20 protein-coding genes are annotated in these 22,514 nt (G+C 59.2%); 15 read left to right on the top strand and 5 right to left on the bottom strand.

What is annotated here, in order from left to right; all coding sequences use genetic code 11:
* Nucleotides 1–60 precede the first annotated feature (60 nt).
* Nucleotides 61–669 (top strand): DNA-3-methyladenine glycosylase, encoded by a 609-nt coding sequence (locus tag CKV89_RS03175; protein ID WP_028327563.1) that lies wholly within the window; start codon nt 61–63, stop codon nt 667–669.
* A 9-nt stretch (nt 670–678) separates the two neighbouring features.
* Here the strand turns inward: CKV89_RS03175 and CKV89_RS03180 are convergent, their stop codons facing one another.
* Together CKV89_RS03180 and CKV89_RS03185 are read right to left on the bottom strand one after the other, a co-directional pair.
* On the bottom strand, nt 679–2,046 hold the full coding sequence (locus tag CKV89_RS03180; protein ID WP_028327564.1) for a DUF3352 domain-containing protein: 1,368 nt from the start codon (nt 2,044–2,046) through the stop codon (nt 679–681).
* Nucleotides 2,047–2,242: 196 nt separating this feature from the next.
* Complete coding sequence (locus tag CKV89_RS03185) at nt 2,243–2,842, bottom strand: inorganic diphosphatase (protein WP_051277645.1); 600 nt, start codon at nt 2,840–2,842, stop codon at nt 2,243–2,245.
* A 261-nt stretch (nt 2,843–3,103) separates the two neighbouring features.
* Here CKV89_RS03185 and dacB point away from each other — a divergent pair, with 261 nt between their 5' ends.
* The 14 genes from dacB (at nt 3,104) to CKV89_RS03255 (ending at nt 18,682) form a co-directional block, all read left to right on the top strand.
* Nucleotides 3,104–4,513, top strand: coding sequence for a D-alanyl-D-alanine carboxypeptidase/D-alanyl-D-alanine endopeptidase (dacB, locus tag CKV89_RS03190; protein ID WP_028327565.1), 1,410 nt, complete (start codon nt 3,104–3,106; stop codon nt 4,511–4,513).
* A 67-nt stretch (nt 4,514–4,580) separates the two neighbouring features.
* Nucleotides 4,581–5,639, top strand: a complete 1,059-nt coding sequence (locus tag CKV89_RS03195) for a zinc-dependent metalloprotease (RefSeq protein ID WP_028327566.1) — start codon at nt 4,581–4,583, stop codon at nt 5,637–5,639.
* Nucleotides 5,636–6,619, top strand: coding sequence for a tRNA lysidine(34) synthetase TilS (gene tilS, locus CKV89_RS03200; protein ID WP_028327567.1), 984 nt, complete (start codon nt 5,636–5,638; stop codon nt 6,617–6,619). The genes CKV89_RS03195 and tilS overlap by 4 nt, the downstream gene beginning before the upstream one ends.
* Nucleotides 6,620–6,722: 103 nt before the next feature.
* The gene (hpt, locus tag CKV89_RS03205) at nt 6,723–7,277 is read left to right on the top strand and encodes a hypoxanthine phosphoribosyltransferase (RefSeq protein ID WP_028327568.1); all 555 of its coding nucleotides are present in this window, start codon (nt 6,723–6,725) and stop codon (nt 7,275–7,277) included.
* A gap of 139 nt (nt 7,278–7,416) precedes the next feature.
* The gene (ftsH, locus tag CKV89_RS03210) at nt 7,417–9,498 is read left to right on the top strand and encodes an ATP-dependent zinc metalloprotease FtsH (RefSeq protein WP_034401332.1); all 2,082 of its coding nucleotides are present in this window, start codon (nt 7,417–7,419) and stop codon (nt 9,496–9,498) included.
* A gap of 78 nt (nt 9,499–9,576) precedes the next feature.
* The gene (gene folE / locus CKV89_RS03215) at nt 9,577–10,263 is read left to right on the top strand and encodes a GTP cyclohydrolase I FolE (RefSeq protein WP_084441211.1); all 687 of its coding nucleotides are present in this window, start codon (nt 9,577–9,579) and stop codon (nt 10,261–10,263) included.
* On the top strand, nt 10,260–11,153 hold the full coding sequence (folP, locus tag CKV89_RS03220) for a dihydropteroate synthase (protein ID WP_231935435.1): 894 nt from the start codon (nt 10,260–10,262) through the stop codon (nt 11,151–11,153). Before folE ends, folP begins: the two co-directional genes overlap by 4 nt.
* Nucleotides 11,154–11,207: 54 nt before the next feature.
* A complete protein-coding gene (gene folK / locus CKV89_RS03225; RefSeq protein ID WP_084441213.1) occupies nt 11,208–12,158 on the top strand; it encodes a 2-amino-4-hydroxy-6-hydroxymethyldihydropteridine diphosphokinase in 951 nt (316 codons plus the stop codon).
* Nucleotides 12,155–12,637, top strand: coding sequence for a DUF3180 family protein (locus CKV89_RS03230; protein ID WP_034401334.1), 483 nt, complete (start codon nt 12,155–12,157; stop codon nt 12,635–12,637). The genes folK and CKV89_RS03230 overlap by 4 nt, the downstream gene beginning before the upstream one ends.
* 9 nt (nt 12,638–12,646) lie before the next feature.
* On the top strand, nt 12,647–13,546 hold the full coding sequence (locus CKV89_RS03235) for an NAD(P)-binding domain-containing protein (protein WP_084441215.1): 900 nt from the start codon (nt 12,647–12,649) through the stop codon (nt 13,544–13,546).
* A gap of 262 nt (nt 13,547–13,808) precedes the next feature.
* Entirely contained in the window at nt 13,809–14,018 is a 210-nt protein-coding gene (locus CKV89_RS03240) for a hypothetical protein (protein WP_084441216.1), read from the top strand.
* A gap of 260 nt (nt 14,019–14,278) precedes the next feature.
* Nucleotides 14,279–14,620, top strand: coding sequence for a histone-like nucleoid-structuring protein Lsr2 (locus CKV89_RS03245; RefSeq protein WP_028327575.1), 342 nt, complete (start codon nt 14,279–14,281; stop codon nt 14,618–14,620).
* A 128-nt stretch (nt 14,621–14,748) separates the two neighbouring features.
* Nucleotides 14,749–15,777 (top strand): bile acid:sodium symporter family protein, encoded by a 1,029-nt coding sequence (locus CKV89_RS03250; protein ID WP_084441258.1) that lies wholly within the window; start codon nt 14,749–14,751, stop codon nt 15,775–15,777.
* 307 nt (nt 15,778–16,084) lie between these two features.
* On the top strand, nt 16,085–18,682 hold the full coding sequence (locus tag CKV89_RS03255; protein WP_084441218.1) for an ATP-dependent Clp protease ATP-binding subunit: 2,598 nt from the start codon (nt 16,085–16,087) through the stop codon (nt 18,680–18,682).
* Between the two features lie 90 nt (nt 18,683–18,772).
* On the opposite strand, the gene CKV89_RS03260 is transcribed toward CKV89_RS03255, so the two are convergent.
* From CKV89_RS03260 to radA, 3 genes are all read right to left on the bottom strand, one after another.
* A complete protein-coding gene (locus CKV89_RS03260) occupies nt 18,773–19,627 on the bottom strand; it encodes an HhH-GPD family protein (protein WP_034401414.1) in 855 nt (284 codons plus the stop codon).
* A gap of 62 nt (nt 19,628–19,689) precedes the next feature.
* Complete coding sequence (gene disA, locus CKV89_RS03265; RefSeq protein WP_084441260.1) at nt 19,690–20,739, bottom strand: DNA integrity scanning diadenylate cyclase DisA; 1,050 nt, start codon at nt 20,737–20,739, stop codon at nt 19,690–19,692.
* A gap of 127 nt (nt 20,740–20,866) precedes the next feature.
* Complete coding sequence (gene radA, locus CKV89_RS03270) at nt 20,867–22,471, bottom strand: DNA repair protein RadA (RefSeq protein WP_084441220.1); 1,605 nt, start codon at nt 22,469–22,471, stop codon at nt 20,867–20,869.
* Nucleotides 22,472–22,514 lie beyond the last annotated feature (43 nt).

The following is a 22,514-nucleotide window of genomic DNA, read 5'->3' on the forward strand; positions in this document are numbered from 1 at the left end:
AACCCTGCCTGGCTACCTCGGCTCGCAACGCCCCATCACAGTGCCGCGAGCCCATGCCCCATGAGCTTCGACGACGTCATCCCAGCAGCCCGCGCCCTCCTAGGAGCCACCCTCAGCACTGACCGCGACGGCGGGCGCGTAAGCCTACGCATCACCGAAGTCGAAGCCTATGCAGGAGAAGAAGACCCCGCCTCACATGCCTACCGAGGGCCAAACAGCCGCAACGCTGCCATGTTTGGTCCGCCCTGGCGCGCCTACGTCTACCGACACATGGGCCTGCACACCTGCTTCAACATCGTCGTAGGAAAAGAAGGAACCCCCACCGGTATCCTCATCCGTGCTGGCGAAATCATTGAAGGAACAGCCCTAGCGCACCAACGCCGCAGCGAAAAAGGCCGCGTCCGATCCCCAAAAGAACTCGCCTCCGGGCCAGCACGGCTCACCGTCGCACTAGGCATCAACACCGCCGATAACAACGCTCCACTAGACGGATCCACCGGAATCCAGCTCCGCTACGGCCCCCATACACCCGAGAGAAAAATCGCCACCGGACCCCGCGTTGGTGTCGGCTCCGCACGAGAAACTCTCGCCCGCTTTTGGATTTCCGGTAACCCCACCGTCTCCACCTACAAACCAGCACCCCCACCCCGCGCACGCCGAACAACGTGAGCTGGGCACTCAGCCCTCGTTCACCGACAACCGAACCACCAAAGAAAACTGACCACTCTTGACCGGAGTGCGAGAAATCCCCAACGCACGCAACGCTTTCACACCCGAACGGTACTGCGCAGGCAACTCCTGCAGATACTGATCCTCAAAGGCATCAAGATCGACGTACGCAAGCTCAGCAACCGCTTCAGCAGGGTTAATGACACTGCGGAAAACATCGCTAGCCCTCAACGGGTTCTTCACATCAGGAGAAGCTACCGACCGCAAATGCTGAATATGCGGACTAGCCAACACACGATCACCCGACACCTGATGAGGAATCAATGCCCCCAACGGCCCCAACAATTTCACCAGCGTGGAACTTACCGAGCGAAGCGTTGCCTGCGGATCCTTCGTCTTGGCCCGGAATGTCACCTCCGGTATCTGGCCGCCACCAGAGAACAACTCCCGCATACTCTGCCTACCGAGCACCACATCAACCTGTTCCTTACCAGCAACCACATCAACCTGACCACCCAACAGCGTTGCCACAAACTCCGAAACCGTAAACCCGGTACGAGCACTTACCGCCTGCAGGCCCTCCTTTATCGGAAGCCCAGGAATATTCACTACCCCCTTTAACGCAGGCCACCACCGCTCCACTAGGTCACCACCATCAACGGAAGACAACAGCGCCCCCGTATCGCCAGGAAAATCCGACACATGAGTAGCAACACCCTCATCCGGAAGATCCACACCACGCGTCACCGAAGCAAACTCAGCACGATCTGCAGCAAAACGCAGCGTGCCTGCCGTATGCCCCACCAGCCCGGACTTCTTAACCAAACCAGCCCCAGCAAACTGAGCCACCCCAGCATGATTCACCCACGCTGTCGCCACGCCACGCTCACCCAACGCCGCCACATCAGAAACAAAAGCCTCATGGTCAGCAAGGCGCCCACCACTCAACTGCGATTGAACAGCAGCCTTAGCCTTCTTCGGAACCACCACGACGTAATCCCTGTCAAACACATACGACAGCGACCCTGCCCTGCCAGAAAACCCCTCAAACGTGGACAAACTGCGCTCAGCAACTTCACGATCTTTCACCTGCAGCGCCACAACCGTGACCGGAGCACCCCCAGCAGTAACAGGAGGAAGCAGCGCTATCCCACCCCGCCTACCCAGCCACGGCTTCACATCTCTGGCGTAATCAACAGGACCAAGACCCTCGGCAAGCTGTTGCCCCGCCCCAAACACAACCTGGGCAGGATCAGACTCCGACACAGCTTTCTTCGCCGCTGGAAACGTATTGAATAACCGAAACGCCCCCAATTTCTGACGCATCGACGGATCCAAATCCACCGCCGCATACGCAAAAGCACTCGACGGAACCACAGTTTCAGGCTGGGAACCACTGACAACCCATTGAACAAAGCCAGGCCGAACGCCGCGCCCCCGACAACCACCGCACAAGCAGCCACCGAACCCGACACGACGACGCCCCGGCTACGCCAACCAGTCATGACAAAAACTCACTTCGGGCCATCAGAACAACCAACCCACGCGAGCCAGACCAGAAATTGAGAAAAACTCAGCTCTCAGTGCTCTCAGTGCTCTCAGCAGCCTGCGTCGGGTGGCTCGGTGCCGGAGAACTCGTCGCTGGCTTCAAGGGGTTGTGAAAGTTTTCATCGATCGCGCGCTGGAAAGCCTCACGCACCGTACGCTCAGCGGTCTCCCGATCCGCCCAGTGCGCACCCTCAACCGACTTACCCGGCTCCAAGTCCTTATACGTCTCAAAGAAGTGCTGAATCTCCAGACGATCGAACTCGCTCACGTCTTCCAACGTCTGCTTGTCCTGCGCACGCGGGTCCTTCGCCGGCACGCACAAAATCTTGTCGTCACCACCAGACTCATCACGCATATGGAACATGCCGATCGCACGGCACTGAATCAACACACCAGGGAACGTCGGCTGATCCAGCAACACCAACGCGTCCAGTGGGTCACCGTCCTCACCCAACGTGTCCTCGATGTAGCCATAGTCGCTCGGGTACTGAGTAGACGTGAACAACATCCGGTCCAAGCGGATACGACCCGTCTCGTGGTCCACCTCGTACTTGTTGCGCTGACCCTTAGGGATCTCGACCGTGACGTCGAAGAAGAGCGGCTCGTTACTGGATGCGCTGCTCATGTGTGCGCGTCTCCTGTCCTCGCGGGGAATTCCTCGGGCTGCTTCGATCACGTGCTCAACAAGAGCGCCGGCGACAAACAGCTACATCACCGGTGACGTTACGCAGATTGACATCGAGCGTACCCGCCCAACGCCCCGCACGTGGCGCGTGGCGCCCACCTAACCCAACCATCCAGCCACGAGAAGATAAACCACCACCCAAGGCAAGATAACCACCCAACAAAGCAATTCCCCACAACACCCCCAACGAGAGGCACACGGTTGCGATACAGAGCCAGCGCCCTAGTAGCCACAGCACTGTTTGCCGCAGGAACCACCTACGTTGCTGCCGACGCCCTTGACATCGCTCCCGGTGCCCTTACCAGCGACCTAAGCATCGGACCCTTCCGCGCCGACCCCCTACCCACCACCGGCCCCACCGCAATACCTCACCCCCTCCCACACCTAAACCCCAACGCCCCCCAACCACGCACCAACACCCTCGCCACCCGACTAGCCCAACCACTAGCAGCCCCCGCCCTAGGAACCAACCCCGGCATCATGGTCACCGACGCCGCCACCGGAAAAACCCTCTACTCCGCCCGCAGCACCACCCCACGTACCCCCGCATCCACCGCCAAAATTCTCACCGCCACCGCCATCGCCGCCCACACCGACCTCGCCGGACACCGCACCACCCGCGTCACCCGCAACAAAAACACCCTCACCCTCGTCGCCGACGGCGACACCCTCCTAGCCCGCGGCCACGGAAACCCCTACGCCACCCAAGGCCACGCCGGACTAGCCGATCTAGCCGAACGCACCGCCAAAGCCCTCAAAAACACCCCCCCACCACCCGGAGGCTGGCAACTCACCCTCGACGACAGCACCGCCTCCGGCCCAGCTCTGGCCCCCGAATGGGAAACCGCCGACGTCCACGCCGGCCTCACCGCCCCCGTCACCATGCTCGGGCTCGCCGAAGACCGCGCCACCCCAGGCCACCCCACCACCCACGACCCAGCCATGACCGCAACCACAGCCTTCCGTGACGCCCTCATCACCGCAGGCATACCCGTCGCCGAACCCATCACCCGCACACCCAAAAACGCCCACAAAGGAAAACACATAGCCTCCATCGCCAGCGCCCCCATTGGCGACGTCCTCACACTCGCCCTCGCCGAATCCGACAACGCCCTCACCGAATCCACCGCACGCAGAGCCTTCGCCGACCGCGGAATCCCCGCTACCTTCGCCGAGGCCGGAAAACACATCATCACCACACTCAAATCCCTCGGCCTCGACACCACCCACAGCCACCTCGCCGACGCCAGCGGCCTATCCCGCTCCTCCCGCGTCACCGTGCGCCTCATCAACAAAGCAACCACCCTGGCCGCCAACAAAAACCACAAACAACTCACTCACATCCTCGACAACCTGCCCGTAGCCGCCCTCACCGGAACCCTCCACGACAGATTCGCCACCCCACAAACCACCACCGGCCGCGGAGTCGTCCGCGCGAAAACCGGAACACTCACCGGCATCGGCGGCCTCACCGGCACTCTCGTCACCAACTCCGGACGCCTCCTGACCTACACAATCCTCGCTGACCAAGCACCCCCCACCACCTCCCTTGAAACCCGCGCAGCCCTCGACTACGTCGCCACTACCCTCGTCAGCTGCGGCTGCAACTGAAAAACCAACCCACGCAACCACACCCGCCCACATGCACCACGCGAGCCCAATACGTGAAAGTTAAGCCGTGATCGACTGGAAACTCGCGGCAAACACCGCACGCACCCTCACCCCTCCAGGACCCAGAGTCCCCCTAACCGAAGCCAAAGACGCCGTCGCAGCCCTGCGCAGCTCCGCCACCCGCGCCCACACCCTCGTCGCAGACACCGCACGCCTGCACACCGACAACGAAGGCCCCGACGCCCTCATCATCGACCGCGGCACCTGGATCGAAGCCAACATCAACTCCCTTGCCGAGCTCCTCGACCCTGCCCTTGACACCTTCACCAGCCACAACGGCCGACGAGCCATGTCACCCTGGGCACGATCCGTCAGCGGCAAAGCAGCAGGCACCGAAATGGGAGGAATCCTCGCCGTCCTAGCCACCCGCGTCCTAGGGCAATACATCACCGCCTACGGCCAACCCCCCGAAGCCGCCCGCCTCCTGCTCGTTGCCCCCAACGTCGTCGCCACCGAAAAACGACTCCACCTCAACCCCAACGACTTCCGGCTCTGGGTTTGCCTCCACGAAGAAACCCACCGCGTCCAATTCACCGCCATCCCCTGGCTACGCGACCACATGCACAACGAACAAACCATCCTCGTCGACAAACTCACCACCGCCGCCGGCGGCCCACTCGAACTCGTCAAAGCCCTTGCCACCCGACTACCCGAAGCCACCCACGAAATCACCCAAAACGGCCCCGTAGGCATAATCAACCTCGTCCTTGACCTGGACACCAGAGAACGCCTCGACCGACTCAACGCCCTCATGACCCTCCTCGAAGGTCACGCCGACGTCGTCATGGACAACGTCGGCCCCCGCCACATCCCCACAGTCACCACCATCCGAGCCCGTTTCGATGACCGCAGAACCCCCACCAACCCCATCGACTTCCTCCTACGACGCCTCCTAGGAATCGAAACCAAAACAGCCCAATACCGCGACGGCGCAGCATTCGTCCGACACATCCACGAACGCATCGGCATCGACGGCTTCAACACCATCTGGACATCCCCCGAAACACTCCCCACCCCCACCGAAATACACAACCCAGACATCTGGATCGCACGAGTGCAACCATGACCGGACCACACCCCGCCGTCGCAGCAATTCGCCTAGCCACCCGCACCACACTGGCCACCATCGCCCACCAACACCCCAACACCACCATCCTCGTCGCCTGCAGCGGCGGCCCCGACTCACTCGCCCTCGCCGCAGCTGCCGCCTTCGAAGCACCCCGACTCGGCCTCCACCCCGGCGCAGTCATCATCGACCACGCCCTCCAACCCAACTCCCACACCATCACCCACTCCGCAGCCACCACCTGCACCAACCTCGGCCTCCACCCCGTCATCACGCACCGCGTCGACACCACCACCTACTCCAACACCGGCCCCGAAGCCGCCGCCCGCGCCGCCCGCTACACCGCCTTCGAAGCCACCGCCACCAGCACCAACGCCAGCGCCATCCTCCTAGCACACACCCAACACGACCAAGCAGAACAAGTCCTCCTAGGCCTCCTGCGCGGCTCCGGAGCCCGCTCCCTCGCCGGCATGCCACCCCACCGCGACCTCTACCACCGCCCCCTACTCAACACCCCCGCACACCTGACCCACGACGCATGCGCCGCACTCAACCTCACCCCATGGCACGACCCTCATAACACTGACCCCCGCTACACCCGAGTCCGCACCCGAGAACTCCTCGACACCATCGCCACCGAACTCGGCCCAGGCATCATCCCCGGCCTAGCCCGCACCGCCGAACTCCTACGCACCGACGCCGATACCCTCGACACCATCGCCACCCACGAAACCACCAAACTCGGCCCACCCCCCTGGGACACACAAAAAATCGCCGAACTCCTCCCCGGAATCCGACGACGCGTCTGGCGCCAACTCGCCACCACTATCGGCGCCCCCCATGGCGCTCTCACATCCACCCACGTCAACCAACTCGACGCCCTAATCACCAACTGGCACGGCCAAGGAGGCGTACATCTACCAGGCGGACACGTCATCACACGCACCGGCACCCGAGTCGGGCCAGTCACCAAACCCTGAAGTGGATTAGGTTTGATCTGTAGCGCACCATCACATCGGTGCCCAACACACCAGTAAAGAATCACCACACAGGTGAAATACCCAACACATGAGGAGAGTCCGAGTGGACGCAAAGGACATGCAAGGCGACCTCGAGCGCGTCCTGCTGACCGAAGAACAGATCCAAATCCGCTTAGGCGAACTCGCCCAACAGATCTGGCAGGACTACCAAGGAAAAGATCTACTCCTCGTCGGCGTGCTCAAAGGCGCCGTCGTTGTTGTCGCCGACCTTATGCGCGCACTACCTGGCTCAGCCCCCATGGACTGGATGGCCGTATCCTCCTACGGGTCCGGAACTAAATCCTCCGGCGTCGTCCGTATCCTCAAAGACCTCGACACCGATATCACCAACAAACATGTCCTCATCATCGAAGACATCATCGACTCTGGCCTGACCCTTTCCTGGATCATCGCCAACCTCAAGTCCCGTTCTGCCGCCTCCGTCGAAGTTTGCGCACTGCTACGCAAACCCGACGCAGCCAAAACCGAAATTGACGTCCGATACCTCGGATTCGACATCCCCGACGAATTTGTTGTCGGTTACGGCCTGGACTTCGCCGAGAAATACCGCAACTTGCGTTGCATCGGAACCCTGGCCCCCCACGTCTACGAAAACTGACCACACCCATGCCTGCCGGTAAACAAACATCCCAGGGAACGCACCCCTACCGGCAGGCGTTACACCCCCGAACCCCCACCACCGCCGGCCACCGCCGAGCTCAAGAGGAAGGACGGAGGCGCTCGCGCCGAACGTGCCGATGGATGTGAAAAAAATTGCGCGCCAGCGCTGGCTGTGGATCGTGCTCCTTGTCATAGCGATCTTGACCGCGTTTAACCTCGCCACCGCGAGCGACTACCAGAGGATTGGCACCTCACAAGCCGAACAACTGATCGCTGCCAAACAGGTACAGAAAGCCACCTTCAGCGATGGAGACCGCCTCGAACTGACGCTTAAGTCGGCACAGGACGTCGGCGAAGCTAAGGGCGTCCAGAAGGTTTACACCCTCTACATTCCTCAACGCGGTAGTGAGCTCGTACGCGCACTGACCCAAAACTTGCCCCCCGAGGGGTACACCGATGAGCCACCGCAGAGCAGTTGGTTGGGCGCTATCGTCACAACTCTCCTGCCAATCGCGCTTCTCTTCGGCCTGCTCATGCTTCTCCTCAGCCGTATGCAAGGCGGCGGTGGCCGACTCATGCAGTTCGGCAAATCCAAAGCAAAACTGGCTGACAAAGAACGCCCCACCGTTACGTTCGAAGATGTCGCCGGAGTCGACGAAGCAATCGAAGAGCTCTACGAGATCAAAGAGTTCCTCTCTGAACCAAGCAAATTCCAGGCAGTGGGGGCCAAAATCCCCAAGGGTGTCCTCCTTTATGGCCCCCCTGGAACCGGTAAAACCCTCCTCGCCCGAGCCGTTGCTGGCGAAGCGGGAGTGCCTTTCTACTCAATTTCAGGTTCCGACTTCGTGGAAATGTTCGTCGGTGTCGGTGCCTCTCGTGTTCGTGACCTATTCGAACAAGCTAAATCCAACTCGCCAGCCATCGTTTTTGTTGACGAAATCGACGCCGTAGGACGTCACCGTGGCGCAGGTTTGGGCGGTGGCCACGATGAGCGCGAACAAACCCTCAACCAGCTCCTCGTTGAGATGGACGGGTTCGATGCCTCCGTAAACGTCATCCTCATCGCGGCCACGAACCGGCCCGATGTGCTAGACCCTGCGTTGCTGCGACCAGGACGGTTCGACCGACAGATTGCGGTAGAAGCACCGGACATGATCGGACGCCACCGCATTCTGCAGGTTCATGGCAAGGGCAAACCGCTTGCTGATGATGTCGATCTTCTCTCCGTGGCCCGACGTACCCCCGGCTTCACAGGTGCAGATCTGGCCAATGTCCTTAACGAGGCTGCACTTCTGACTGCACGTAGCAACGCTCAACTCATCGACAACCGGGCACTCGATGAAGCTATTGACCGGGTGATTGCCGGTCCGCAGAAGCGCACACGCATCATGAGCGCCAAAGAGAAGAAGCTAACGGCCTACCACGAAGGTGGTCACGCTCTTGTCGCTGCTGCTCTGAACCACACCGATCCGGTTACAAAGGTCACGATCTTGCCGCGCGGACGCGCCCTTGGCTACACCATGGTGTTGCCTGATGATGACAAGTACTCCTCCAGCCGCAACGAAATGCTTGATGAACTGGCTTACGCGTTGGGCGGTCGGGTTGCTGAAGAGCTCGTCTTCCATGACCCGACTTCTGGTGCCGCGAACGACATCGAAAAGGCGACAGAGACAGCTCGGCGCATGATTACCCAGTACGGCATGAGCGAACGGATCGGTGCGATTCGTTTGGGCTCTGGCGGTGGTGAACCATTCCTTGGGCGTGACATGGGCAGCCAACGTGACTATTCCGAGGGACTGGCTGGGGTTGTCGACGCTGAAATCCGCCGCCTTATCGAGGCTGCTCACGATGAAGCCTATGAGGCACTCCAGATGAACCGAGATGTGCTCGACACGTTGGTGCTGGAACTTCTCGAAAAAGAAACCTTGGGTCGGGAAGCTTTGGCGGAGATCTTTAAACCCATCCGTAAGCTGCCTCGTCGTGACGTATGGCTTAGTGGTGAGCACCGTGGTGTCAGCGAGCTACCACCGGTGATGACGCCAGCCGAGCGTGAGGCTGCTGCCAAGAAAGCTGAAGGTGGTGAACAGGGTGCATCGCAGCTTAAGGAAAGCGGTGACTCTACCTCCGTGATTTCTCCTGGAGCTGGCCCGACGACGCAAACTCCGAAGCCTCCGACGGGTTCTGCTGGTGATCACATGCCAGGCACCACGAACGACTAACCTCAAAGAACAGAACTTTCCACCCACTTCGGGCACCCGCCACGGGTGCCCGAAGTGTTTTCAGCACGTGAGGTGCATATGAGCGGGAGCACACCTGTCGGCAACGAGGGTGGCCAGGAGATTGTCGAACAGGCTGAGAAGGGCCCTGATACTGGTCAGGTACGGGCGGCATCAACTGCCCCGGTGACTGACCGTGAGGTTGACCAGCCACGGATTGCCGCTGCGGTGCGGGAAATTCTTATCGCGATTGGTGAAGACCCGGACCGTGATGGGCTGCGGGATACTCCATTGCGTGTAGCACGGGCCTATCAGGAAATTTTTGGTGGTCTGGCTATGTCTGGGCCCGATGCGTTGACGGTGACCTTCGATGTGCACCATGACGAGCTGATTATCGTGAAAGACATCGAGGTGTATTCGGTATGTGAACACCATCTGCTGCCTTTTCATGGCGTGGCGCACGTGGGGTATTTACCGAACGAGGATGGCCGTGTAACCGGCTTGAGCAAGCTGGCACGGTTGGTGGATGTGTATGCGCGGCGTCCGCAAGTGCAGGAGAGGCTTACAGCGCAGGTCGCTGATGCACTGCAGGAGACGCTGGATCCGCGTGGGGTAATTGTGGTGATTGAGGCTGAGCACATGTGTATGTCAATGCGAGGGGTGCGTAAACCGGGTGCGACAACGTTGACGTCTGCGGTGCGTGGCCAGCTGCGTAATGCCGCGACACGTTCTGAAGCGTTGGGGTTGATTTTGGGAGGACGTAAATGAAGTTTCCGGGTGCGCGGCGGTTGGAAGAGATCACTGCTCCGCCGGTGGTGACCCGGCAAGAAACCGGGGTGCCGTCTTCGTTGATTATGGGCATCTTGAATGTCACTCCGGACTCGTTTAGTGACGGTGGATCCTGGGTTGACCCTCAGACGGCGGTGAACCATGGTTTGGCGATGGTCGCCGAGGGTGCAGCGATTGTTGATGTGGGTGGTGAGACGACACGTCCTGGGGCTGAACGCACTCCCGAAAGTGAGGAGATGCGTCGGGTGGTGCCAGTGGTGCGGGCGTTGGCTGATGCGGGAGTGGCTGTGTCAGTAGATACGATGCGCGCTTCGGTGGCGGCTGCCTGCGTGGAAGCTGGTGCCGTGATGATCAACGATGTATCAGGCGGGATGGCAGATTCTGCGATGCCGCAGGTGATTGCGCAGTCAGGTGCGTTGTATGTGTTGATGCATTGGCGGGGTCACTCAACGACGATGCAGTCAGCGGAGTTGACTCACTATGACGATGTAGTCGCTCAGGTGTGCTCAGAGATGTTGGCGCAGGTAGGAGTGTTTTTGGAGGCCGGGGTGGCGGCTGAGCAGATTGTGCTTGATCCAGGTTTAGGTTTTTCGAAGAGGGCAGAACACAACTGGGCTTTGTTGGCTGGGCTTAAACAGGTGTGTGGGGTTGGTTATCCAGTGTTGCTGGGGGCCTCGCGTAAAACGTTTTTAGGGGCAATAGATTGTGATGCTCAGGGGAATCCTTCGGCTCCTAGCGAGCGTGATGCTGCCTCGGCAGCTACGAGTTTGGTGGGGCAGGAGGCTGGCGTGTGGGCTGTTCGTGTGCACGATGTGCGTTCGACGTTGGCTGCGTTGCGGGTGGGGGCTGCGGTTCGGGCGGCTCGGTGAGGGGGCCGTGTAGCAGCGTGATTTTCTGGCAGCGTTGAGGGAATGGGTTTGTGTATGAGTGGTTTTGGTGTTGGTGGGTTTTCTGCTGTTGACGTTCCCGGGGATGTGGTGCGCATCGAGGGTGTTCGGGCGTGCGGTACGCATGGGGTGTTGGATAGTGAGCATGTGAGCCCGCAGCCGTTTGTGGTGGATGTGGCGATGTTGGTGGATGTTTCTTCTGCTGCTGCTAGTGATGATTTATCGGCGACGGTGAATTATGCCGAGGTGGCTCAGCAGGTGACGGATGTGATCACTGGTGAGCATGTTGATTTGGTGGAGACGTTGGCGGTACGTATCGCTGATGCGGTGTTGGGGTATGAGGTGGTGGAGCAGGTTGAGGTGAAGGTGCATAAACCGCATGCGCCGGTGGGGCTTCCGTTTTCGGATGTGTCGGTGACGGTGTCGCGTTCGGATGTGCGTACTGCTGTTGTTGCTCTTGGTGCGAATCTTGGTTCTGCTGGGCGGACGCTTGCGTTGGCGGTGGAGGCGTTGCGTGGGTTGCCTAGGACGTCTGTGCGTGCGGTGTCGTCGGTTGTTGAGACTGATCCTGTGGGTGGGCCGCAGCAGCCGGTGTATGTGAATGCGGTGGCGGTTTTGCGGACGACGTTGCGTCCGCGCACGTTGTTGCGGGCTTTGCATGAGATTGAGGCAGAGCATGGTCGGGTGCGTGAAGTGCGTTGGGGTGCGCGTACGTTGGATTTGGATTTGGTGCAGTACGGCAGGCCTGAGTGTCAGGTGGGTGATGTTGATGTGGTGGTAGATGAACCAGATTTGGTGTTGCCGCATCCGCGGGCGCATGAGCGTGGATTTGTGCTTGCGCCGTGGGTGAGTGCCGATCCTGGGGCGTGTTTGCGTGTTGGTTCTCAGGTGCGTTTGGTGAGGGAGTTGTTGGCGGATATGGGATTGGATGAGATGGGGTTGCCTGAGGGTGTTCGACCGGGGCCGGAGTGGGTGGTGTTGCCATGACGGGTGATCGCTATGGGGTGCGTTGGCGGTTGTTGTTGGTGGTGGCGTTGGTGGCAGGGGGGTGCGGTTTTGGGTTTTTGTCGTGGTGGCAGACGGTGTCGGGGCCGTTGTTGATGCCCTCGTGGGGTGCTGCGGTGGTGTTGTTGGTGGTGGCGTTGAGTGAGTTTGTGGTGGGGATGTGGTTGCGTCGAGTGGTGCGGGGAAAGTCTTCGCGGGGGATGGATGTGCTTGTTGCTAATCGGGTGTTGCTTGGTGGGCAGGCTGCTGCTTTGACTGGTGCTGCGGTGGCGGGGTGGTTTGTCTCGCGTGTTGTTGTGGTGGCTTCGGACTTGGATGCGGGTTCGGTGCAGGCGGGTGCGTGGGCTGCGGTGGCGGTGGCGTTGTCGGGTGTTGCGATGGCTTGTGGCGGGATGTTTGTGCAGAGGTGTGGTCGGGTTGATCCACCTGATGGGGAGGGTGGAGTTGCTGCGGGGGGGTGAGGGGTCGTGATGGATCGGCCTGCGCGGTTGGCGGTGGGTGTTGTTGGTATGGGGCGGGTGGGGATGGTTCTTGGTCGTGCTTTGGACCAGGCGGGGCACACGGTGGGTTTTGTGGCTCCGTGGCAGGAAGATGGTTGCGATGAGGGGTTGGCAGGGCAGTGGGTCCCAGATGCTCCGGTTGTGGATCCAGTAACGGCGGCGGCTTCAGCTGATTTGTTGCTCCTTGCGGTGCCGGATGAGCGGTTGCCTGCTTTGGTGGAGCATTTGGTTATCAATGGTGGTTTTCGTCCGGGGCAGATTGTTTTGCATACGGGTTTTACTGCCGGTGTTTCGTTGATGGATCAGGTGGTTTCGGAGCAGATTTTGCCGGTTTGTGTGGAGCCGTTAGTGACGTTTGTGGGGAATTCTGCGGATGTTGAGCGGTTTAGGGGCAGTCCGGTGCTTGTTTCGTGTTTGCCGGAGTTGCGTCCGGTGGGTGAGGCGTTGGTGATTGAGATGGGGGCTGAGCCGTCTTTTGTTGCGCCGGATGAGGTGGTGCGGGTGCGGGCGGCATTGTCGTATGTGGAGGCGTCGTTGGATGCGGTGGTTTCGGGGGCGAAAGAAATGTTGTCAGCTACGGGGGTGGATGCGGTGCCGCATGTGTTGGGGGTTGTGTTGGCGGGTCGTGCTGATGCGATGAGGCGGGGGGAGCAGCCGGCGGCGCGGGGGGCTTTGCATGGTGCGGAGGTTGTGAGTGCGGATTTGCGTGAGTTAGGGGTGGTTTTGGGGCCGGTGGGGCAGGAGGTTCATGTGGCGGCTATGAGAGCTTTGGTGGCTTCGGCGGTGTTTGAAGGGCGTCTTCCTGCTGCGGGTATGGCTGAGATCCTTGATGTGTTGCATAGGCCGCGTTCTGAGGGCGCTTCTGAGTGATTTTGGTATTTGTTTGGTGATCTCTAAAACTTCTGGTTCATGTGTGCAATCTGAAAAATGTGTATGTGGTGTTGAGTGTTGATGTGGGGAACTGTGTTGCAGCGCGTTTCGATGGGTGGGTGTAGTGTTCAGCGGTGCCTGCCGTGAGCTGGTTGTTGACGTGATCGTTCGTTGATGAGTTGAGGGTGTGTTGAATGCTTGAACGGGATAGATTTTCGTTCAGGTAGCGTCGGTTACGCGAACGTGGACGGAGGAGATTTCGGTGGATGTTGCCTGGCAAATTGTTGCGGGACTTGTTCCGTCCATCGGGGTGGTGTGGTTGTTCTATCGGATTATGAAGGCATTGGTTGAGGCTGACCGTAACGAGCGACGTGCTCAAGCTGAGTGGGATATGAGTTCTGATGCTTCTTCATCTCGTATAGAGGGTGAAGAAGCATCTCGGGAATCCTCTCGGGAACGTAAACAACCTTGAGTGATTTTTTGTGTTCGTAATTTGTCGTGATCGCTTTTATTCCTGCATAATTGTTGTTGCCTAGGTAAGATCATGAGCGTCTGGCGTTCTGGATGTTCACATCCAGTGTCATGAGGTTCTGTCGGGCATTTCCAACGTACTTTTTGTGCGCGAGTTATGTGTTTTTGCATTGCGTGTTCAGTTGTGGTCCTCGGTTTTTCACTGGGGTAGGCATGTGATTCGCTTGGTGCGAAGGCGCAAATCTTTCGATGGAGTAGATGATGGCAAAGCGTGTAGAGGTCATCCTCATCGACGATCTCGATGGGGGAGTCGCTGAAGAGGTTGTGTCGTTCGGCCTGGACGGTGTCCAGTACGAGATTGACCTGAGCAAGGAAAACGCTGAGAAGCTGCGTGCTTCCTTGCAGGAGTGGGTCGAGAAGGCACGCCGTGCTGGTGGCCGTCGTGTTGCGGGTCGTCGTGCCTCTGGTTCGGGTTCAGGTTCGGGACGCCGTAATGACCTGAATGAGATTCGTCAGTGGGGTCGTGAAAACGGGTTCAAGGTTTCTGACCGTGGGCGTGTTTCCCGTGAGGTTGAAGAGGCCTACGATCGGGCTCACAACTGATTATTTAATGATCGTTCAGGGCGCTGATTTGGTGCTCTGTGTGATAGATATAGCTTTTTTCGGAGGGGCGGACCTTGTGGGGTCCGCCCCTCCGTATTGTTGTTGGCAATGATTGGGTGGTGTTTCGCATGGTGATTCGCAGAGCAGATCATCCGGATTCTTCTGGTGCTTTGAGAAGTCATCGCCGGACTTTTTCGTTTCCGGTGGACGGTTTTGTTCTTGCGATTTTGGGTGCGGTGGGGGTTGCTTCGCTATTACCGATCTCGGGTGTGGCGGCAGTCGTTTTTGATGATGTAACGACAGTGGCGATCGCTGTGTTGTTCTTCATGTACGGCGGAAGATTGTCTCGGGAAGAGGTGTGGGCGGGCTTTCGGCATTGGCAGTTGCATCTGATGATTCTGGGTTTTACTTTCGTGGTTTTTCCAGTTATCGGTCAGGTTCTGCGTTTGTTGGAGCCGTGGATGTTGTCGCCGGAGTTGATGGCGGGAGTGCTGTTTTTATGTGCTGTTCCTTCGACGGTTCAGTCGTCGATCACGTTCACATCTATTTCGGGTGGAAATGTTGCTGGGGCGGTAGTTAGTGCGTCGTTGAGTAATCTTCTGGGGGTGGTTATTACTCCGGTGCTTGTGGTGATCACCATGGGTGGCGCAGGTGGGTTCACGATCTCGGGGTCATCAGTTGTCGATCTTGTTTTGCATATTCTTGTTCCCTTTTTGGTGGGGCAGTGCGTGCAGCCGTGGGTGAGTGGATGGCTGAAGCGCAACCATGCCTGGTTGAAGCGAGTGGATCAGGGAATCATCGTGGCGGTGGTCTACTCAGCGTTTTCGCGAGGCATGGTTGAGCGGATGTGGTCGAGGGTGTCGGTGGGGGATTTGGTGGTGTTGGTGTTGGTGGTGTTGGTGGTGTTGGTGTTTGTTTTATGGCTGACGTGGTGGCTTTCGGGGGTGTTGGGGTTTGAGTGGGCTGATCGCGTTGCGATCCAGTTTTGTGGCACGAAAAAGTCGTTGGCTACAGGGGTGCCGATGGCGTTGGTGTTGTTTCCCGGGGCGATGGTTGGGCTGATGGTGTTGCCGATCATGCTGTTTCATCAGGCTCAGTTGATGGTGTGTGCGGTGTTGGCGCGCAGGCATTCGCTGGTGGAGTCACGGCAGAGGTGAGGACGCCCACAACATGCTTTGACCGTCTGGCGTATCGGTGTCCATGCTGTCGTGAGGAGTTCTGTGGCTGTAAGTGACCTGCGAAGGAAAGGAAGTTAAGTGGCGGATTGAGCCGGGTCAACTCAAGTTTTGGCTCGGTGGGAACATTTGACTGGGGTGTCTTGTTGTTCTTTTCGAATACCGTCGGAGGACTTGACATCCTTGATGTGATGATGCGAGTTCGCCTCTGCGTCACTCAAAACACGTCACTGATCGCGACGGTCTATACGGATAGCATCGAGGGAACTCGACAGCGAGGGAGCAATACATGTTCGAGAGGTTCACGGATCGGGCCCGTCGTGTGGTGGTGCTCGCGCAAGAAGAAGCGCGGATGCTTAACCACAACTACATCGGGACCGAGCACATCCTCCTTGGTCTCATTCATGAGGGCGAGGGTGTCGCCGCTAAGGCATTGGAGAGCCTCGGCATCTCGCTGGATGCAGTGCGTGAGCAGGTGCAGGAAATCATCGGCCAGGGCACGCAGGCGCCCAGCGGGCACATCCCATTCACTCCGCGCGCTAAGAAGGTCCTCGAACTGTCGCTGCGTGAGGCGCTGCAGCTTGGCCACAACTACATCGGGACCGAGCACATCCTGCTTGGGCTGATCCGTGAAGGCGAAGGCGTCGCGGCACAGGTTTTGGTCAAGCTCGGCGCAGACCTGAACAAGGTCCGCCAGACCGTGATCCAGCTGCTTTCGGGCTACCAAGGTAAAGAAACAGCTGGTGCTGGCGTAGGTGCTGGAGCTAGTGGACAGGCCGAAGGGACCCCTGCAGGTTCGCTGGTGCTGGATCAGTTCGGTAGGAACCTCACCCAGGCCGCGCGTGAAAACAAACTTGACCCAGTCATCGGACGGGCTAAAGAGATCGAGCGGGTTATGCAAGTCCTCTCCCGCCGCACTAAGAACAACCCAATCCTCATCGGTGAGCCCGGCGTTGGAAAAACAGCTGTGGTTGAAGGGCTAGCACAAGACATCGTGCGCGGTGAAGTCCCAGAAACGTTGAAAGACAAGCACATCTACACCCTGGACTTGGGTGCTCTGGTGGCTGGCTCGCGGTACCGCGGTGACTTCGAAGAGCGACTGAAAAAAGTTCTCAAAGAGATTAAGACGCGCGGTGACATCATCCTGTTCATTGATGAGATCCACACACTTGTTGGAGCTGGCGCGGCTGAAGGCGCGATCGACGCAGCCAGCATTCTCAAGCCGATGCTAGCTCGTGGGGAGCTACAGACCATCGGTGCAACGACCCTGGACGAGTACCGCAAGCACATCGAGAAAGACCCAGCACTGGAACGCCGTTTCCAGCCGATTCAGGTGGCCGAGCCGTCGCTGGCCCACACGATCGAGATCCTTAAAGGTCTGCGTGACCGGTACGAAGCGCACCACCGCGTTTCCATTACAGATGCAGCGCTAGTCTCGGCGGCCACATTGGCAGACCGGTACATCAACGACCGCTACCTACCGGACAAAGCGATCGACCTTATCGATGAGGCAGGCGCACGCCTGCGGATCAAGCGGATGACTGCACCGCCGGACCTGCGCGAGTTCGACGAGAAAATCGCACACGTGCGGCGTGAAAAAGAAGCCGCAATCGATGGGCAAGACTTCGAGAAAGCAGCTTCGCTGCGCGATGACGAACGTCAGCTCATCGAAGCGAAAGAAAAACGCGAAACCGAGTGGAAGAACGGCGACATGGATGTCGTCGCCGAGGTGAACGAAGAGCTAATCGCTGAGGTGCTCGCTGCCTCGACAGGCATTCCTGTCTTCAAACTCACCGAAGAAGAGTCCAGCCGCCTGCTGCGCATGGAAGAAGAGCTGCACAAGCGGATCGTGGGCATGGACGACGCGATCAAAGCCTTGTCGCAGTCGATCCGCCGTACCCGCGCTGGCCTGAAAGACCCGCGCCGCCCCTCCGGTTCGTTCATCTTCGCTGGCCCCACCGGTGTTGGTAAGACCGAACTGGCCAAGACATTGGCCGAGTTCCTGTTTGGTGAAGAGGACTCCCTCATCACCCTGGACATGTCCGAATTTGCTGAGAAGCACACCGTGTCGCGTCTGTTCGGTTCCCCGCCCGGATACGTCGGTTACGAAGAAGGCGGCCAGCTCACCGAAAAGGTGCGGCGTAAACCGTTCTCCGTGGTTTTGTTTGATGAGGTGGAGAAAGCCCACCCGGACATCTTCAACAGCCTTCTGCAGATTTTGGAAGATGGCCGCTTGACCGACGCGCAAGGCCGTGTCGTGGACTTTAAGAACACCGTCATCATCATGACGACCAACTTGGGTACCCGGGACATCAGCAAGGCTGTCAGCCTCGGTTTCGCTCAGGTCGAAGACAACACATCCAACTACGAGCGGATGAAGGTCAAGGTTCAGGACGAGCTGAAGCAGAACTTCCGTCCCGAGTTCCTCAACCGCGTGGATGACATCATCGTGTTCCCGCAGCTGAACGAGGAAGAAATCGTTCAGATCGTTGATCTGATGATCGCTCGAGTCGATGAGCGGTTGAAAGACAAAGACATGGGTCTAGAACTCACCGATGCCGCCAAGCGTTGGCTGGCCAAGCGTGGCTACGACCCCGTGCTCGGTGCGCGCCCGCTGCGCCGTGCGATCCAACGCAACATCGAAGATGTCTTGTCCGAGAAGATCCTGTTCGGTGAAGTTGGCGCAGGCGAAGTTGTCACGATCGACACCGAAGGTGAAGGTGAAGATGAGAAGCTGTCGTTCACTGGCACTTACCGCAAAGAGGTAGATGAGCTGATCGCTTCTACCGAGGGTGCAGACTCCTCCGACAATGCTGACTCGGGCACAGATGTGCCTCGTTCAGACGGCAGCGACGGAACGGGTGAAGCCTCAGCGGCACAAAGCTAAAACACGTATGGCAACGGCTGGGGCCGGTTGTGGCTAAGAACGCCGCAACCGGCCCCAGCCGTTGCCATACTCACAGCGGTCAGTGGCTGTCTACGTAGGAAGCTGGTAAGCAGGGTGGTCTTGTGACCCGACACGCTGCACGAGCCCATCAACGAGAAGACTCTCCAAGCAGCGCTCACGCTGAGCTGTGTCCGCCCACACCGAGATGATCTCTTCGGCATCTACTGGAGCAGTGCTGGCACGTAGCAACGCCACGATTCGGCCACGCACCTGCCGGTCCGTGCCTTCCCAGGCTTGTGCGCGTCGAGCGGGACCGTCATATGCGGGGCAGCCCTGCGCCACCCACGCGCATTCTGCGCGTACAGGACAGACCTGGCAGCGCGGAGAACGCGCAGTGCACACCAGCGCGCCCAACTCCATCACAGCCGCGTTCCAGCGCACGCTTGCGTTTGCTTCTTCTGGCACTAGCTGTGCTGCCAACGTCGACTCGTATCGAGTCAGCGAAGGATCTTGCAAAGGCATACCGCGGAAAAGACGAGCCTGAACTCGGCGGATATTGATATCCAAAACAGTAGTGCGCTGCCCGAACGCGAAAGCGGCCACAGCTGCCGCCGTGTAAGGCCCCACCCCAGGCAATGCGAGCAGATCCTCATACGTGCCGGGAACCTGACCGTCATAGTGGTCTACCATCACGCCTGCCGACTCATGTAGCCGCAGTGCCCGGCGCGGGTAGCCAAGCCGCCCCCACTCTCGGACCGCCTCACCTGAAGGCTCAGCAGCCAGTGCGGCAGGCTCAGGCCAACGATTGAGCCAGTGACGCCAGACAGGCTCCACGCGCGCGACGGGAGTCTGATGACTCATTACTTCGGAAAGATAAACACCCCACGGCGAACAGTTGGGATCACGCCAGGGCAGGGGGCGACCATTTTCGTCAAACCAGTTCATGACGGCGTCATGAACACTCACTAGCCGGTCAGGACATACCGGTTCAGTGATGACAGCTGCACTCACACGTAACGCTCCAGCACGCTCGATTCAGTCAATCGCGATAGGCCTTCCCGCACTGTGCGGGCTCGGGCCTCACCAATCCCGTCAACTGCCTGCAGGTCGTCTACGGTCGCGGACAGCATGGGCTGCAAGGCGCCGAAATGTTCTACCAAGCGGTCAGTGATGAGTCGCGGGATCCGGGGAATCTTATACAGCATGCGGTAACCACGCGGCCGTACCGGATCATCCAGACGTTCAGGAAGGCCTGAATATCCCAACGCAGCTGCTGCGTTTGACAAATTCAATAATTCTGTAGCATTAAGGATGCTCATTTCGGCCATGACTGAATCCACGTCACGGTCGGTTTCTTCAGCGATATAGTCCCGGACCACGTTGTCACGTTCACGGTCCATCCCTGCCGACATTTCTTCCAGCTGTAGCGTTAACAACCGCCCGTCAGTACCCAGCTCATTGACGTAGCCAGATATTTCCGCAGCGATCCGGCCCAGCATCTCCACGCGCTGCAGCACCATTGCCACATCCCGGACAGTCACCATGTCTTCGACTTCCAGCGCCGAAAGCGAGCCCGCCACTTCGTCGAAGCGGTTCTTGTATCGCTCAAGGGTTTGAACGGCTTGATTCGCTTTCGAAATGATCGCCGCTGACCCTTCCAAAACGTGTCGGGCACCGCTGACATACACGGCAGCCAGTTGCATCGACTGGCTGACGGAAACGACAGGGAAGCCCGTCTGCTTAGAAACTCGCTCAGCTGTCCTGTGCCGTGTGCCTGATTCGCTTGTTTCGATACTGGCGTCAGGTACGAGCTGGGTGGCAGCACGCGTGATCCGGTTCGACTCCGGATCAATGATGACGGCCCCGTCCATCTTTGCCAGCTCACGTAAACGAGTAGCAGAAAAAGCGATGTCCAAGGGGAAGCCGCCTGAAGCGATCGACTCCACCACCTCGTCATGGCCGAGCACCACCAGGGCCCCTGTACGGCCCCGAATGATTCGCTCGATGCCATCGCGCAGCTCAGTGCCAGGCGCGACTTTTGCCAGAGTGCTCCGCATTAGCTCGGTGGGGTCCAGACTCACGAAAATCACCCTTCGGCCGTGGGGCCACCACTGTGGGGCTGGTGTGCGACGTGAGCGTCAGCATTTGCCGTGACATTCACCGCCGCTGTTGGTCCCCTGCAGTCTACGTGCCCGGTGTTTCACTGGTCTGCAGCCCCTCAGGACTGTCTAGACGCGCCGTTTGATCATGCGTTCCGGTAAGCCCAGGCACATCCGCCAGCGGCCGCGGCCCCCCACGAACCCCAACACTGTCCGCCTCAGAACGCCCACCCGGGCCTGAACGATCACGCCTAACCCCGCGTCTAGCCCCCCGACTCTCAGGCCGTTGATGCCCACCACCGGGCAACCCCAAAGCAGCATCAATCGCCTCAGCAACAGTGCTCACTCGAGCTACGTGCATCCCTTGAGGCACATCAGCAATATCGATCGAACCATGCGGCACAATCGCGTGCGTAAACCCCAACCGAGCCGCCTCCGTCAGGCGTTTCTGCACACCAGTGACACGACGCACATCACCAGCCAACCCCACTTCACCCAAGGCCAACAACCCCGGCGCAATCGGCCTATCCACCACCGAGCCAGTCACCGCAATCGCAACTGACAAATCCGACGCAGGCTCAGCAATACGAACCCCACCCACGGTTGACACATAACAGTCACAATCACTCATCGGCACATGCGCATGACGCTCCAACACAGCCAAAATCATCGACACTCGCGAAGAATCCAACCCAGAAGTAGTGCGCCTAGGCATAGCTGCCTTAGTGCGTGCCAACAACGCCTGCACCTCCACCACCAGCGGACGCCGACCCTCCAACGTCACACTCACCGCAGTGCCAGGAACCACCACATCCCGCGAAGACAAAAACAACCCACTCGGATCAGACAACCCCTCAATCCCGGACTCCGACAAATCAAAACACCCCACCTCATCCGTAGGGCCAAACCGGTTCTTCACCGCCCGGATCATCCGCAACCGAGACCCACGCTCACCTTCAAAATGCAGAACCACATCCACGAGGTGCTCCAACACCCGCGGCCCAGCGATCGTCCCGTCCTTAGTCACATGCCCGACCAAAATCGAAGCAAACCCACCCGACTTCGCAGTCTGAACCAGCGCAGCCGTTACCTCCCTCACCTGAGCCACATTCCCCGGCGAACCATCAACCTGCGCACTAGCCAATGTCTGCACAGAATCCACGACAAGCAACTGCGGTGAAGCCGCCTCAATATGCCCCAGCACAGTGCCCAAATCACCCTCAGAAGCAAGCAACAAATTCTCATGATCCGCCCCAATACGCCGCGCCCTCGTCGCAACCTGAGCAGCCGACTCCTCACCCGAGACATACAACACCCGCAACCCCGACCGCGCTGCACGACCAGCCACATCCAAAGACAACGTCGACTTCCCAATCCCAGGCTCCCCAGCAAGCAACACCACCGCGTCGCTAACCAACCCACCACCCAACACCCGATCAAACTCAAACACCCCAGTCGGGCGAGCATCAGCAGGAGTGACATCAACACTCGTAATCGGAGCAGCAGGGGCAACAACATGAGCTGCCACCGTCCGCGCAGCCCCCGAGGACTCCACCTCTGCCACCGTTCCCCACTCCTGACAGCGCGCACAACGACCCACCCACTTGGCCGTCGACCAGCCACACTCAGTACAACGCCACGTCGACTTCTCGCCCTTACCGCGCTTACCGCTTTCCTTACCAACCACCATGGCAGCCACCCTAGGCGCCCCCACCGACAACGCAGCCGTAGCA

The sequence above is a fragment of the Dermatophilus congolensis genome, from assembly GCF_900187045.1.
In the GTDB taxonomy this organism is placed as follows: domain Bacteria; phylum Actinomycetota; class Actinomycetes; order Actinomycetales; family Dermatophilaceae; genus Dermatophilus; species Dermatophilus congolensis.